The organism is Opitutia bacterium, assembly GCA_016217545.1.
Lineage (GTDB): Bacteria > Verrucomicrobiota > Verrucomicrobiia > Opitutales > Opitutaceae > Didemnitutus.
Genome location: JACRHT010000009.1, coordinates 20,245 through 32,917, shown reverse-complemented (window position 1 = coordinate 32,917; position 12,673 = coordinate 20,245). Strand labels below are relative to the sequence as shown.

General features: G+C 66.7%; 12 protein-coding genes. 2 read left to right on the top strand and 10 right to left on the bottom strand.

Annotation, left to right across the window (positions count from 1 at the left end):
• Positions 1 to 3: 3 nt before the first annotated feature.
• From flgG to HZA32_05440, 5 genes are all read right to left on the bottom strand, one after another.
• Entirely contained in the window at positions 4 to 783 is a 780-nt protein-coding gene (flgG, locus tag HZA32_05460; GenBank protein ID MBI5423513.1) for a flagellar basal-body rod protein FlgG, read from the bottom strand.
• 138 nt (positions 784 to 921) lie between these two features.
• Entirely contained in the window at positions 922 to 1,674 is a 753-nt protein-coding gene (locus HZA32_05455) for a flagellar hook-basal body protein (GenBank protein MBI5423512.1), read from the bottom strand.
• A gap of 224 nt (positions 1,675 to 1,898) precedes the next feature.
• On the bottom strand, positions 1,899 to 3,074 hold the full coding sequence (dnaJ, locus tag HZA32_05450; GenBank protein ID MBI5423511.1) for a molecular chaperone DnaJ: 1,176 nt from the start codon (positions 3,072 to 3,074) through the stop codon (positions 1,899 to 1,901).
• Positions 3,075 to 3,076: 2 nt separating this feature from the next.
• A complete protein-coding gene (locus HZA32_05445) occupies positions 3,077 to 3,694 on the bottom strand; it encodes a nucleotide exchange factor GrpE (GenBank protein ID MBI5423510.1) in 618 nt (205 codons plus the stop codon).
• 66 nt (positions 3,695 to 3,760) lie between these two features.
• Complete coding sequence (locus HZA32_05440; GenBank protein MBI5423509.1) at positions 3,761 to 4,711, bottom strand: class I mannose-6-phosphate isomerase; 951 nt, start codon at positions 4,709 to 4,711, stop codon at positions 3,761 to 3,763.
• Between the two features lie 88 nt (positions 4,712 to 4,799).
• On the opposite strand from HZA32_05440, the gene HZA32_05435 reads away from it, so the two are divergent.
• Positions 4,800 to 7,355: a DNA translocase FtsK gene (locus tag HZA32_05435; GenBank protein MBI5423508.1), complete on the top strand. Its 2,556-nt coding sequence runs from the start codon at positions 4,800 to 4,802 to the stop codon at positions 7,353 to 7,355.
• A 49-nt stretch (positions 7,356 to 7,404) separates the two neighbouring features.
• A complete protein-coding gene (locus HZA32_05430) occupies positions 7,405 to 8,181 on the top strand; it encodes a DUF4115 domain-containing protein (GenBank protein MBI5423507.1) in 777 nt (258 codons plus the stop codon).
• An 83-nt stretch (positions 8,182 to 8,264) separates the two neighbouring features.
• On the opposite strand, the gene HZA32_05425 is transcribed toward HZA32_05430, so the two are convergent.
• From HZA32_05425 to proB, 5 genes are all read right to left on the bottom strand, one after another.
• Positions 8,265 to 8,630, bottom strand: a complete 366-nt coding sequence (locus tag HZA32_05425; protein MBI5423506.1) for a YdbL family protein — start codon at positions 8,628 to 8,630, stop codon at positions 8,265 to 8,267.
• Positions 8,627 to 8,830: a hypothetical protein gene (locus tag HZA32_05420; protein ID MBI5423505.1), complete on the bottom strand. Its 204-nt coding sequence runs from the start codon at positions 8,828 to 8,830 to the stop codon at positions 8,627 to 8,629. The genes HZA32_05425 and HZA32_05420 overlap by 4 nt, the downstream gene beginning before the upstream one ends.
• Positions 8,831 to 8,914: 84 nt before the next feature.
• Positions 8,915 to 10,411, bottom strand: coding sequence for a YdbH domain-containing protein (locus HZA32_05415; GenBank protein MBI5423504.1), 1,497 nt, complete (start codon positions 10,409 to 10,411; stop codon positions 8,915 to 8,917).
• Positions 10,412 to 10,510: 99 nt separating this feature from the next.
• The gene (locus tag HZA32_05410) at positions 10,511 to 11,782 is read right to left on the bottom strand and encodes a glutamate-5-semialdehyde dehydrogenase (protein MBI5423503.1); all 1,272 of its coding nucleotides are present in this window, start codon (positions 11,780 to 11,782) and stop codon (positions 10,511 to 10,513) included.
• Between the two features lie 2 nt (positions 11,783 to 11,784).
• Positions 11,785 to 12,555: a glutamate 5-kinase gene (proB, locus tag HZA32_05405; GenBank protein MBI5423502.1), complete on the bottom strand. Its 771-nt coding sequence runs from the start codon at positions 12,553 to 12,555 to the stop codon at positions 11,785 to 11,787.
• Between the last annotated feature and the right edge of the window lie 118 nt (positions 12,556 to 12,673).

Here is a 12,673-nt window from a genome sequence, read left to right as displayed (position 1 = left end):
CGATCAGCGCTTCATGTTCGCGACGTTTTGCAGCATCTCGTCGGACGACTGCACGGACTTGGAATTAATCTCGTAGGCGCGCTGCGCGACGATGAGCGCGACCATTTCCTCGACGATGTTCACGTTGGAGGCCTCGATGTAGCCTTGGATCGTGCGGCCGAAGCCGTTCTCGCCGGGGTTGCCGGTCTCGGGCGTGCCGGAGGCGGCGGTTTCCTCGTAGACGTTGCCGCCCATGGAGCGGAGGCCGGCGGGATTGGCGAAGCGCGTCATCGTGAGGCGGAAGGTCGTGCTGCCGCTCGAGGACTGGACGGTGACCTGGCCGTCCTCGGAGATGGAGACGTTCGAGCCGGCGGGGATGGTCTGCATGCCGCTGAGGATCGGCATGCCGTCGACGGTGACGACCTGGCCCTGCGCGTTGAGTTTGAAGGAGCCGTCGCGCGTGTAGCCGATGGTGCCGTCGGGGCGCTGCACCTCGAAGAAGCCGTCGCCTTGGATCGCGACGTCGAGCTTTTCGCCGGTGTTGGTGAGCTGGCCTTGGGTGAAAACCTTGGAGGTCGCGGCGACGCGCGAGCCGTTGCCGACTTCGATGCCCGTCGGGACGAGATTACCGCCGCCGGAATCGGAGCCCGAGGCGCGCGGCTTCTGGTAGAGCAAGTCCTGGAACTCGATCTTGCTGCGCTTGAAGCCCGGGGTGTTCACGTTCGCGAGGTTGTTCGCGATCGTGTTGAGGTTGAGCTGCTGGGCCTCCATGCCGGTGGCGGCTGAGTAGAGCGAGAGGTTCATGGCGTCAGCAGTGGGTGGTTAGCGTGGAACGAAAATCCGCCCCCCACGACTGGGGCCGGCCCGGCCCCACACCGGGCGCGGCCATGCAGTCGTGATATAGCGGTTGTCTATATGGGGAATTCATTGGCGCGCGGGCGCTCAGCCGAGAGCTTGGAGGGTTTTTTCCATCTGCTCGTCGGCGCTGGTGATGATCTTCTGGTTCGCCTCGTAGGCGCGGCTGATGAGGACGAGGTCGACCATTTCGCGGAGCGGCTGGACGTTGCTCTGCTCGAGGTAACCCTGCATCAGCTCGGGGCCGTCCATGGTGTCCTTGCCGGCTTCGGGCCCGGCGACGAACATGCCGCCCGCGGTCGGCATGAGGGCGGCCGGATTCGAGAACTTGTAGATGCCGAGTTTGCCGAGCGCCGTGCTGCCTTGGAAAATTGTGCCGTCGCGGTTGATCGTGATCGCGCCGCCGCCGGGGAGCATCGTGATCTGGTTGCCGCCTTCGGTCAGAACCGGCAGGCCGCCCGCGCCGACGAGCGTGCGCTCGGGGGTCATGCGGAACTCGCCGCTGCGGGTGTAGAGCTTCTGGCCGTTGGGGCCGTCCATCTCGAAGAAGCCGTCGCCTTGGATCGCGACGTCGAGTTCGCGGCGCGTGGGCTGCGTCTCGCCGGTCATGAAGTTGATGCCGGTGGTAACCTTGGTGAAGAGGACGGCGTGCTCGTTCTCGGGGCCGGCGTTCTTGGCGTCGGGGCGGATGTTCCACTTGCCCGCGACCTGCGAGGAGAACTCGACGGTGCGTTTGCGGTAGCCGGTCGTCTGCGCAGAGGTGATGTTCTGCGACGTCGCGTCCTGCCAGCGTTCGAGAGCCGACATCGAGGAGGCGCTTTGATAGAGACCGATATTCATCCGACGCCGCGAAAAGCAACGCCGGTGCCAACGATTTCGGGCATGCCATTAGCCCACGGCTGCCAACGAATTAAAAAATTCGCGCACCGAAAGCGTTCCCCGATTCACCTCCTGCCCTACCCCGGTCCGGCAATCTTTGCCGCCGCTTCGGAAAAATCTGCCCGGCCAAAAAAAAGCCGCACCGAAGGGTGCGGCTAATTCATCGGCACGTTGCGCCGCGCGGGTCAGAAAAATTTCTTCGCCTTGTCGAAAAAGCTCTTGGCCACCGGTTGATCGACGTCGCCGCACGCCTGCGAGAACTCCTCGAGCTTCTTCCGCTGCTCGCTGTTGAGCGAGGTCGGCACCTCGACGTGGACGCGGATCAGCTGGTCGCCGTGCGCGCCACCGCGCAGGTGCGGCATGCCGCGGCCCTTCAGGCGGAACGTCGTGGCGGATTGCGTGCCGGCGGGAATTTTTAGCGTGGCTTTGCCCTGCAGCGTCGGCACCTCGATCGTGCCGCCGAGCGTGGCGATGGTGAACTTGATCGGGATTTCGGTGAACAGGTCGTCGCCCTGCCGCTCGAAAATCTCGTGCTCCTTCACGTGCACGACGATGTAGAGGTCGCCAGCCGAGCCACCCATGACGCCCGCCTCGCCGTTGCCGGCGGAGCGGAGTTTGGAGCCGGTGTCGACGCCCGGCGGAATGCGCACGTTGATCTTGGTCGTCTCCTGCACGCGGCCCTCGCCGTCGCACTTCGCGCACACGCGCTCGAAGCGCGCGCCTGAGCCGTGGCAGGTCGGACACACCTGGCGCACGTGGAAAAATCCGCGCGAGGTCGTGACTTGTCCCGCGCCGCGGCAAGTCGGGCAGGTGGTGCGTTTCGAACCGGGCTCGGCGCCGCTGCCGTCGCAGTGCGCGCACGTGCCCAGCCGGCGGAACGAGATTTCCTTCTCCACGCCGTGCGCCGCCTCCTCGAGCGAGATCTCGATGTCGTAGCGCAGGTCGGAGCCGTGCGACGCGCCGCCTTGGCCGCCACCGCCGCCGCCAAAAAACTCGTCGAACATCCCGCCGCCACCACCGCCGCCCTGCCCGAAGACTTCGCGGAAAATGTCGAACGGATCGTGAAAGCCGCCGCCCGCGCCGCCGGGGAAACCGCCGCCGCCGCGCGCGCCGCCCATGCCGCCCTGCTGGAAGGCCGCGTGGCCGAACTGATCGTAGGCCGCGCGTTTTTGCGGGTCCTTCAGCACCTCGTAGGCCTCGGAGACTTTCTTGAACATCTCCTCCGCCTCCTTGTTGCCCGGGTTCTTGTCCGGGTGATACTGCACGGCCTTCTTGCGATAGGCCTTCTTCAAATCCTCTTCGGACGCGCCCTTCGCGACGCCGAGCAGCTCGTAATAGTCTTCCTTCTTGGACGTCGCCATGGTCAGGCCTTCGTCTCGGGCTTGGCCGGGCCGCTGGACACGATCACCGACGCCGGGCGCACGAGGCGGCCGTTCAGCGAGTAACCGAGCCGCACCACGGAAATGACCTTCTCCTCCGCGACCTTCTCGTCGGGCTGGTGCGCGATGCACTCGTGCTGGTGCGGGTCGAACGCAGCGCCGACCGGATTGATTTCCTTCAAGCCGTGGCGGCCGAGCGCGGCCTTGAACTGCTCCAGCACCATGCCGACGCCGTCGACGATCGACTTCGCGTCGCCGCTCTGCTGCTTCGCGGCGGCGAGGCCGAGGCTGAGGTTGTCGAGCGTGGGAATGAGGTCCTCGACGATGTTGGCCGTCGCGTATTGGCGCAGCTCGTCCTTCTCGCGCACGGTGCGCTTGCGGAAATTCTCCAGGTCGGCGACGGAGCGCAGGTAACGCTCCTGCGCGGCTTGCGCCTCGGCACGGGCGGCGGCCAATGCCTGGGCTTGGGCTGCGGCCAGCTGCTCGTCGACGGACGGCGCGGCTTTCGCAGCCTCGGGCGCGGGTTTGGCGTCGGCGGGCTTCGCGGCCGCGTCGGACGCGGAAGGAGTCTTCGGAGTTTCGGTCTGGCTGGTTTCGCTCATGCGGAACGGCGGAAAGTAGGCGTGGGTTTGGCGATTTTCAAGTGTGGCGCGGAGGTTTCGCCCAGCTCAGGTCCGGGCGAAATTCTCGGTGATCAACGCCAGTGTATCCTCACTCGCGGTGAACGCAAAGGACTCCGCGAACGGCAGCAACACGTTCTCGCCGCGCTCGACCGCATCGTCGCCGGCTTGCAAGCGACCCGTCACGATCGAGAGCAGGCGCGGCTGGTCGCGGGCGGCAAACTCGAGGCGCGCGCCGTGCGCGAGGCGGACGCGGCGGATGCAAAACTCCGCACAATCCGCCAGCACGTCGCCCGGCTCGTTCGCGCGCAGCAGGCGCGGCGCAGGCGCCGTGTTCGCCGTGAGGCAGGCGAGCGATTGCTCGACGTGCATCTGACGCGGCTTGCCGTCGAGGCCGACGCGGCCCCAGTCGTAGACGCGGTAAGTCGTGTCGGAGTTCTGCTGGATTTCGAGGATGACGTTGCCGCCGTCGATGGCGTGCATGACGCCGCTGTGGATGAGTATCGAGTCGCCCGCGCGCGTCTCGTGGCGGCGCAGGAGTTGTTCCGCGGTGTTGTTCGCGAGCGCGGCACGAAACTTGTCGGCGTCGACGCCGTCGACCAGACCGGCGAGCACCCCCGCCCCGGGTTCGGCGTGGGCGACGAACCAGTTCTCGGTCTTCGGCTCGCCGCCGAGCGAGAGCGCGATCGAGGCGGGCGGATGCACCTGCAGGCTGAGACGCTCGCGGCAGTCCAGCCACTTCACGAGAATCGGAAACGCCCGCGTGCGCTCCCACTCCGGCCCCATCACTTCCTCGGCGCGCGCCTCGATCAGCTCGCGCAGGGACTTGCCGGCGAACTCGCCGCCGCGCACGACGGACTGGGCTTCGGGACGGTCCACGATTTCCCAGCTCTCGCCGATCGGCTTGCCCGCCGGCAAGGCACGACCGAGGCGCTCCGCGAGGGCGCGTCCACCCCACACGCGTTCCTGGAAAATCGGGTCGAAACGAAAAAACGGCATCGTAGTTGAAGGCTAGCAGGTTGAGTGGCGCGGAACGGGGAATTTACATTGACCCTCACCCGCGCTAGACGTCTCTAAAGGCATCGAAATGGCCAAAGCTGCGAGCACAAATCCCAAGGACTCCAACCCCTCGTTCGAGGCGCCGCGCCACCGGCCGAATTGGGGCGGTTTCGTGCTCTGCGCGATCCTCGGCATCCTCGTGCTCGTCGCGATGGCGTTCTATTCGCCGAGCCAGAACTACCTCGATCAATCCGGCAGCCGCACCGAGGTCATCAACGGCAAACTCCAGCAGATCGCGCTGCAGCCCGCGGACAAAAACCCCGTCGGCGACGTGGGCGTGGTGATCTCGGTTTTCAGCTTCAAATTCCTCGGCGGCGCGGCGTGGCTCATCCCGGTGTTTCTGCTCTGGATGGCGGTCACCTACGTGCGGAGTTCGCGCCACCTCACCGGCACGCGGCTCATCGCGATGTTCTTCTCCTTCGCCTCTGGCGCGCCGCTGCTCGCGATGCAGGGCTTGGCGTTCATGAATCGCCAAGTCTACCCCTCCGGCGCCGGCGGCTGGACGGGCAAGGCGCTCTACGACGGGTTCTTCGAATCGACGTTCGGCGGCTTCGGGTCGTTTTTCCTGCTCACCGCCGTCTACCTGACGAGCATGGTGTTCATCTTCACGCGGGACATCACGGCCGAGTTCGAGAAGCTGCTCCACAATTTCCAGGAATGGCGCCAAAAGCGCGCGGCCCTCGCCGCCGCCCTCGCCGAGGAGCGCAAGAAACAGAAAGAGGAGTTCGCGAAGCAGAAAGCCGCCGCCGCTGCTGCGGCCGCCGCCGCGCCTGCCGCCCCCACCCGCCCCGGCCCGGCGCCCCAGCCGCTCGCCCCCTCGAAGAAGCCCATCGTTCCGAAATCCGACGACCCGCTCGCCGATGCGCCGAAGCCCGGCTCGCGTGCGCCGTCCGCCGAGGCCGACTCCGAAGCGCCCAAGCCTCTCGCGCTCCCGACGAAGCCCGCCGCCAAACCCGCACCGACCGCCACCGACACCAAGCAGCTCGCCGTCGCCGCCGCCGGCAAGATCGAGCTCAACATCGTCAAGCCGGAGGAAACCAAGAAGGCCAAGATCATCCTCCCACAGACCGACGACAAAAACTACGAATTCCCGCCGCTGAAGATCCTCAAGGAGCAGGTGAAGCTCGACGCCGCCAACTCCGAGGAGGAACACCGCCAGAACGCCGAGAATCTCCTCCGCATCCTTGGTGAGTTCGGCGTCGAGGTCTCCCTCGGCGAAATCCACGTCGGCCCCGTCATCACCCGCTACGAAGTCGTCCCCGCCGCCGGCGTGCGCGTCGAAAAAATTTCCGGCCTCGACAAGAACATCGCCCTCGGCATGCGCGCGCAATCGGTGCGCATCCTCGCCCCGATTCCCGGCAAGGCCGCCGTCGGCGTCGAAGTGCCGAACCAAAAGCCCACGCCCGTCGGCATGCGCGAGATTCTCGAGAGCGAGGACTGGGCGCACGCCAAGGCCGAGCTGCCCATCGCCCTCGGCAAGGACGTCTCCGGCAAACCACTCGTCTCCGACCTCACGAAGATGCCGCACTTGCTCATCGCCGGCGCGACGGGCTCCGGCAAATCGGTCTGCATCAACTCCATCGTCGCCTCGATCCTCTACTCGAAGAGCCCGAAGGACGTGCGCCTCATCATGGTCGATCCGAAGGTCGTCGAGTTGAAGGTCTTCAACTCGCTGCCGCACATGCTCATTCCGGTCGTGACGGAGCCGAAGAAAGTGCCCGCCGCGCTCAAGTGGCTGCTCGGCGAGATGGAGCAGCGCTACCAGATCTTCGCGAAGGTCAACGTCCGCAACATCGCCGGCTTCAACAACCGCAAGAAGGACAAACCCGTCGAGCTTCCGCCCGAGCAACAGGGCGAACTCAGCGGCGTCGCGCCCGACGACATCGAGATCCCCGAGCGCCTGCCCTACATCGTCGCGATCGTCGACGAGCTGGCCGACCTCATGATGATCGCGCCGGCCGAGATCGAGACGAGCATCGCCCGCCTCGCGCAGCTCGCCCGCGCCGCCGGCATCCACCTCATCATCGCCACACAGCGCCCGTCGGTGAACGTCATCACCGGCGTCATCAAGGCCAACCTTCCCTCGCGCATCGCGTTCCAAGTCGCCTCGCAAGTCGACTCGCGCACCATTCTTGACGGCAAGGGCGCAGAGACACTCATCGGCCGCGGCGACATGCTCTTCACGCCGCCCGGCACGTCGCGCATCGTCCGCGCGCAAGGCGCCTTCGTCGCCGACGAGGAAGTCGCGGAGATCGTCGAGTTCCTGAAGAAAAACGGCCCGCCGCAATACGCCCAATCCGTCCAGCAGCAGATCGACCGCGCCGCACGCGAGGAAGACGAGGACGGCGAAGGCGGCGAAAGCGACGGCGATTTGGGCGACGACGAGGACTTGTTCCGCCAGGCCTTCGACGTCCTCAAGTCCACGCGCCGCGCCTCCACCTCGATGATGCAGCGCCGCCTCCGCATCGGCTACAACCGCGCCGCGCGCATCATGGACGTGATGGAAGACAAGGGCATCGTCGGCCCCGAAAACGGCTCGAGCCCGCGTGAAATCCTCGTCGATCTCGATACCTACGAGCCGTGATCCGGCTTTAAGCTTTCAAACCCACTTCCAACCCGAAATAAGTCCCCTCATGCAGAAGCTCGGCGAACGACTCGAGGAAGCGCGCAAGCGCAAGGGCCTCTCCATCCGCGAAGCCGCGGAAGCCACGAAGATCCGTGGCGACTATCTCCAGAAATTCGAAGCCAACTCGTTCGACTTCGACCTGCCGCCGCTCTACATCCGCGGCTTCCTGCGCACCTACGCAAAGTATCTCGAATTCGATCCGGTGCGCGTCGTGTCCGAATTCGACACGATGATGGCCGACCAGGGTCGCGCCCCGCGCCGCGAGACGCGCGAGAACTACGGCCGCGTCGAACTCGGCGGCGAAGGCTCCGAGCCCGCGCCGCGCGCCACCGGCGGTGGCAACGGCCTCGACCCCGTGATGCTGAAATACGCCCTCTTCGGCGGCGGCGCGCTCGTGCTCGTCGTCGTGGTCGTGCTGCTCATCAACGTCCTTTCCAGCCGCACCGAATCGCGTCCGACCGCTCCGAAACAGGCCGCCGCGGAAAACTCCGGCCCGCAATCCTCCCCGCAAAATCCCGTCGGCATCGATGCCGTCGCCGGTGCGCAGACGCTCACCTTCACCGCCTTGGACAACACGCGCGTCAAAGTCGTGCGCGATGCCGATCAAGGCATCGTGTTCGACGGCTCGCTCGCCCGCGGCGAGACGCGGTCCTTCCGCAAGGTCGGCATCCTGCGCATCACCGTCGAGGATCGCAGCAAGCTGCGCGTCGAGGTGAACGGCCAGGCGATCGACATGAGCCAGTTCCCGTGGACCGGCAACTACGGCCGCTTCAAACTCGACTGAGTCGCGCGCGCGATCTCCCCGCACGAAAAAGGCCGGCGTTTGCCGGCCTTTTGTTTTTCACGCAGCGAAGTCGTTTCGCGCGTTCACTTCTTCTTCCACGCGCCGCTCTCGTCCTGCACCCACACGCCGGAGCGCGCGTTCGCCGCGATCTGCTTCGCCCGGGCGCGACCCACGGAGTCGGCGCTGGCGCCGGTCTGCTGCGCGATCAGCGCGTAGACCGATTCGCGATCGCGGTTCTCATCTGAAACCAGCGACGCGGCGTTGCCGGCCGATCCGCGCACTTCGACGAAGCCGCGATTGTTCTCACCGATGGCGCCCTTGGCCTTCAACTCATCGAGTTGCGGCAGGCGTTGCTCCATCCGCTGGCGGATGGCCGCCGCGGATTGGGCGGAGACGGTGGCAGTGAACGCGCAGAGCGCGAGGCAGGCGGCAAGAAGGCGGGCGATCATGGCTTTTTCTCCTCGTGAGTGGTGGTGGCAGATTTGGCGTCGAGGCCGCCGAAGAAATCCTCCAGCGCGCGCTCAACCTTCACGTTGACGTCGACGGTGATGTGGATCGGCTTCACCTCGATCGGTTCGGTGCGGACGTTCAGGCACCCGCCGAATAGGAGCGGGGCGGCAACGGCCGCGAGGAACAAGGGACGTTTCATACGGGGAAGGTTTCGGCAATTCGACGCGTCGTCACGCCGGAATATTCACGTTAGTCACGCGACAGGAGGGTCGGTTCCCCTCGCCTACTTGCCCCCGAAGCTCACGCGGCTGTTCAAGCCGAGGTTGAGCAGGCTTTCGAACGGCCCGTTCACGTTGAGATCGAGCGTCACCGGCGCCTTCACTTCGGGGTCCACGGGCGAACCGGCGAGGTGCACGATCGCCGAGCGGCCGGGCGGGGCCTTGAGCGGCCGGATGTCGAGGCGTAGCTCGGCGAGCTTCAGGCGCAGGAGGCCGGCCTCGATCTTCTTCATCACGGTGTATTGCGCGCTGTTTGGCGCCACGCCGCTCGTGAGCAAGCCGTCCGCGTTGAACTGCACCTCGGCGTAGACGCCGCGCTTCAACTCCAGCCAGCCCGTGCCGAAACGCAGCCCGGCACCGTCGATGCGCAACGGCACGCGTCCGTCGACGCGACCCGTCGCCTTCGCGGGCACATCCTTGGCGAGTGCGAGCAGTTGCTCCACGACGAGGCCATCCACGAGCAGCACCGCCTCGAGCTCGTTCTGCCGCGGGAAAAAGCGAAACGGCTCGGCCGCGACGCGGCCGCCGAAGGCCTCGAGCGTCGCACGCGTGACGGCGATTTTCTCGACCGTGTCGAAGGCGAACTGCAGTTCGAGGTTGGTCGTCTTGATCTCGCCGGCAGTAAGCGACGCCACGCGCACTTCGCCGGGCTCGGAGATGAATTTGTCGAGATCGCGAAAACGGAACTTCGCGCTCACGCCGTCCGCGACGACGCTGCGCGCCGGAAACTCGAAACGGCCCTCGCTCAGCTCCACGTCGCCCGCGAGCGCGAGCTTGCCGTCGGTGTAGGCTCCGGTCGCGCTGCCCTGCAGTTTGCCGGCGAGCGTCCATTTGCCGTCCGGCAGCATGACCATCTGTCCGATGAAATCCTGCCATCGCCCGAGATCGAGCTGCGCGTCCGCGACCCGGAACTTCCACGCCCCGCTCGCAAAATCGAATTCACCGTCGATTTTCGCGGCGAAGCCCGGCGCGGTCGCGTCCACGCGCGCGCTCCAACGCTCTTTCCCCGCCGGCTTGGCGGCGAATTGCACCCGCACGTCCTGCTGCTGCTCGCCCGCCGCCTGCACGACCAGCACACCGTCGATGCTCACCTCGTCCGCCGGGAGCGCGATCGTCGAAGACGTGCCGCCACCGCCGCTGTAGCTCGCCCACTGCCACGGATTGGTGTCCGAACCGTCCACCGTCACCGGCATCTTCGCCCCCTCGACTCGGATCGACGCGAGCGACGGCGACCACCAATGCCGCCGGTCCAGCGTCACCCGCTTCGCGTCGAAGCGCTGCGTCTTCACGCGGAAGCCGAGGTCCTGAACCTCGACCAGCCACGGCGAAGCGCTCACGACATCCATGCGCACGTCGCCGGCTCCCGCCATTTTCAACGAGGCCGACAGCGCGGCGCCGGCGAGCGGCCGACGCATCAGGATAACCAGCACGGCGAGAATCGTCAGTGCCACCGCGACACGCACCAGCCAGCGGCGACGGGAAATGGTGAAGGCGGCAGGCATGGCGGGAAACTTGGCGAAGCGCCGCGCGTTGTCGATGCGACACGTAGGGCTGCGAGTCTCTCGTTCGCGAGAGTCCTCGGCGCGACGCGCGCCTGCGTGCTACCGCACCTGCCCGGTGCCGCGAATGACGTATTTGTAGGTCGTCAGCTCCTCGAGGCCCATCGGCCCGCGCGCGTGCAAGCGGTCGGTGCTGATGCCGATTTCCGCGCCGAAACCGAACTCGCCGCCGTCCGTGAAACGCGTGCTCGCGTTCCAGTAGACCGTGGCACTGTCGACCGCGTTGAGAAACTTCTCCGCCGCCGCCGCGTCCGCCGTCACGATCGCGTCGCTGTGGTGCGAGCCGTGCGCCTCGATGTGCGCGATGGCGGCATCGAGACTGTCCACAACCTTCACCGCGAGGATGAGGTCGAGAAACTCGGTGCGGAAATCCTGCTCCGTCGCGGCGACGACCTGCGGGGGCTGCTCGCCGCCGAGGAACCCCAACGCGGTCGCATCGGCGCGCAACTGCACGCCGCGCGCACGCAACGCCTGGCCGGCGCGGGCCAGAAATTCCGTCGCCACCGCGCGGTGCACGAGGAGCGTCTCGATGGCGTTGCACACGCCGGGGCGCTGGCACTTCGCGTTGAGCGCGATCTGTTCCGCCATCCCGAGATCGGCCGCGGCGTCGACGTAGAGCGCACAGATGCCGTCGTAATGCTTGATGACCGGAACGCGCGCGCTGGCGACGACAGCTTCGATCAGGCCGCGACCGCCGCGCGGGATGATGAGGTTCACGAATTCGTCGAGCGCAGCGAGGTGCTTCACGGCCTCGCGGTCGGCGGCGGGAATCAGCTGCACCGCATCGGCGGGCAGGCCGGACGCGGCTAGGCCCCGCGAGAGCGCGGCGGCAATCGCGAGGTTGGTGCGCAGCGACTCGGAGCCGCCGCGCAGGATCACGGCGTTGCCGGCTTTCAGGCAGAGCGACGCGGCGTCGCTCGTCACGTTCGGGCGGGACTCGTAGATGATGCCGATGACGCCGATGGGCACGGCGACCTTGCGGAAGACGATGCCGTTCGCGTGCGACCATTCGCGCTGCACGCGACCGACGGGGTCGGGCAAATCCGCCACGGCGCGCACGCCGTCCGCCATTGCCGCGAGACGTTTCTCGTCGAGGCGCAGGCGATCGAGCATTGCGTTCGACAAACCCGCCTTCTCTCCGGCGGCGAGGTCGGCGGCGTTGGAGGCGAGGATTTCAGCGCGCGCTCCGAACAACGCCTCCGCCATGGCGCGCAGCGCGCGGTCCTTGTCGGCGCGGGAGGCGAGCGCGAGTTGCGTCGCCGCCGCACGCGCGCGGCGGCCGAGTTCGCGAATCTGGGTCGCGAGATCGCTCATGGTCAGTCGCGCCGCGCGGGGAAGACCGTGCCGACACGCCGGCCGGCGAGCGCAGCCTTGAGCAGGCCGGGCGTGCGTCCGTTGAGAATCTGGCCGCGCACGCCGCCCTGCGTGGCGATTTTCACGGCTTGCAGCTTTGTGGTCATGCCGCCGACGGACAGGCGGCCTTTTTCCTGGCGCACGAGGCCGGTGACAGCGGCAACGTCGCGCACCTCAGGCACGACTTTTCCGTCGGCGTCGAGCACGCCGTCGACGCTCGTGAGAAGAAAAAGGCGATCGGCTTTCACGAGCAGCGCGACCTCGGCGGAGAGACGGTCGTTGTCGCCGAAGTTCAGTTCCTCGACCGCGACCGAGTCATTCTCGTTGATGATCGGCACGACGTCGCGGCGCGCGAAGAGTTGCGCGAGAGTGTTGCGGGCGTTCGCGTAGCTGGTGCGACTATCGAGGTCGTTGTGCGTCAGGAGCAGCTGCGCCACGGTGAGGCCGTGTTTGGCGAACATGGTCGCGTAGAGCTGCATCAGGCGCGCCTGGCCGACGGCAGCGCAGCCCTGCTTGGCGGCGAGGTCCTTCGGGCGCTCGGCGAGTCCGAGAGCGGCCATGCCGGCGGCGACGGCGCCGGAGGAGACGATGAGGCACTCGTGGCCGGCGCGGACGAGCGCGGCGACCTCCGCGGTGAGGCGGGAGAACTGGCGGCGGTCGAGCGCGTTGCCCTTCGGATTCGTGAGAATGCCGGAGCCGAATTTAAGAATGATGCGTTGCGCGCGCGCAGCCATGGGAGCGGGACGTTCTCCGGCTCGCCCGGCTCCGGCAAGGGGGAAAGGTGGCATAGGCATGGGCCGGACGTCCCGCTTCCGGCTCGGCAAACGGCTCCGGCGCGCTACGCTGCCGGCA

Excerpts from the sequence above, each read along its gene's own strand:
- flgG (MBI5423513.1), bottom strand. The coding sequence starts at position 783 with ATGAACCTCTCGCTCTACTCAGCCGCCACCGGCATGGAGGCCCAGCAG.
- HZA32_05455 (MBI5423512.1), bottom strand. The coding sequence starts at position 1,674 with ATGAATATCGGTCTCTATCAAAGCGCCTCCTCGATGTCGGCTCTCGAA.
- dnaJ (MBI5423511.1), bottom strand. The coding sequence starts at position 3,074 with ATGGCGACGTCCAAGAAGGAAGACTATTACGAGCTGCTCGGCGTCGCG.
- HZA32_05445 (MBI5423510.1), bottom strand. The coding sequence starts at position 3,694 with ATGAGCGAAACCAGCCAGACCGAAACTCCGAAGACTCCTTCCGCGTCC.
- HZA32_05440 (MBI5423509.1), bottom strand. The coding sequence starts at position 4,711 with ATGCCGTTTTTTCGTTTCGACCCGATTTTCCAGGAACGCGTGTGGGGT.
- HZA32_05435 (MBI5423508.1), top strand. The coding sequence starts at position 4,800 with ATGGCCAAAGCTGCGAGCACAAATCCCAAGGACTCCAACCCCTCGTTC.
- HZA32_05430 (MBI5423507.1), top strand. The coding sequence starts at position 7,405 with ATGCAGAAGCTCGGCGAACGACTCGAGGAAGCGCGCAAGCGCAAGGGC.
- HZA32_05425 (MBI5423506.1), bottom strand. The coding sequence starts at position 8,630 with ATGATCGCCCGCCTTCTTGCCGCCTGCCTCGCGCTCTGCGCGTTCACT.
- HZA32_05420 (MBI5423505.1), bottom strand. The coding sequence starts at position 8,830 with ATGAAACGTCCCTTGTTCCTCGCGGCCGTTGCCGCCCCGCTCCTATTC.
- HZA32_05415 (MBI5423504.1), bottom strand. The coding sequence starts at position 10,411 with ATGCCTGCCGCCTTCACCATTTCCCGTCGCCGCTGGCTGGTGCGTGTC.
- HZA32_05410 (MBI5423503.1), bottom strand. The coding sequence starts at position 11,782 with ATGAGCGATCTCGCGACCCAGATTCGCGAACTCGGCCGCCGCGCGCGT.
- proB (MBI5423502.1), bottom strand. The coding sequence starts at position 12,555 with ATGGCTGCGCGCGCGCAACGCATCATTCTTAAATTCGGCTCCGGCATT.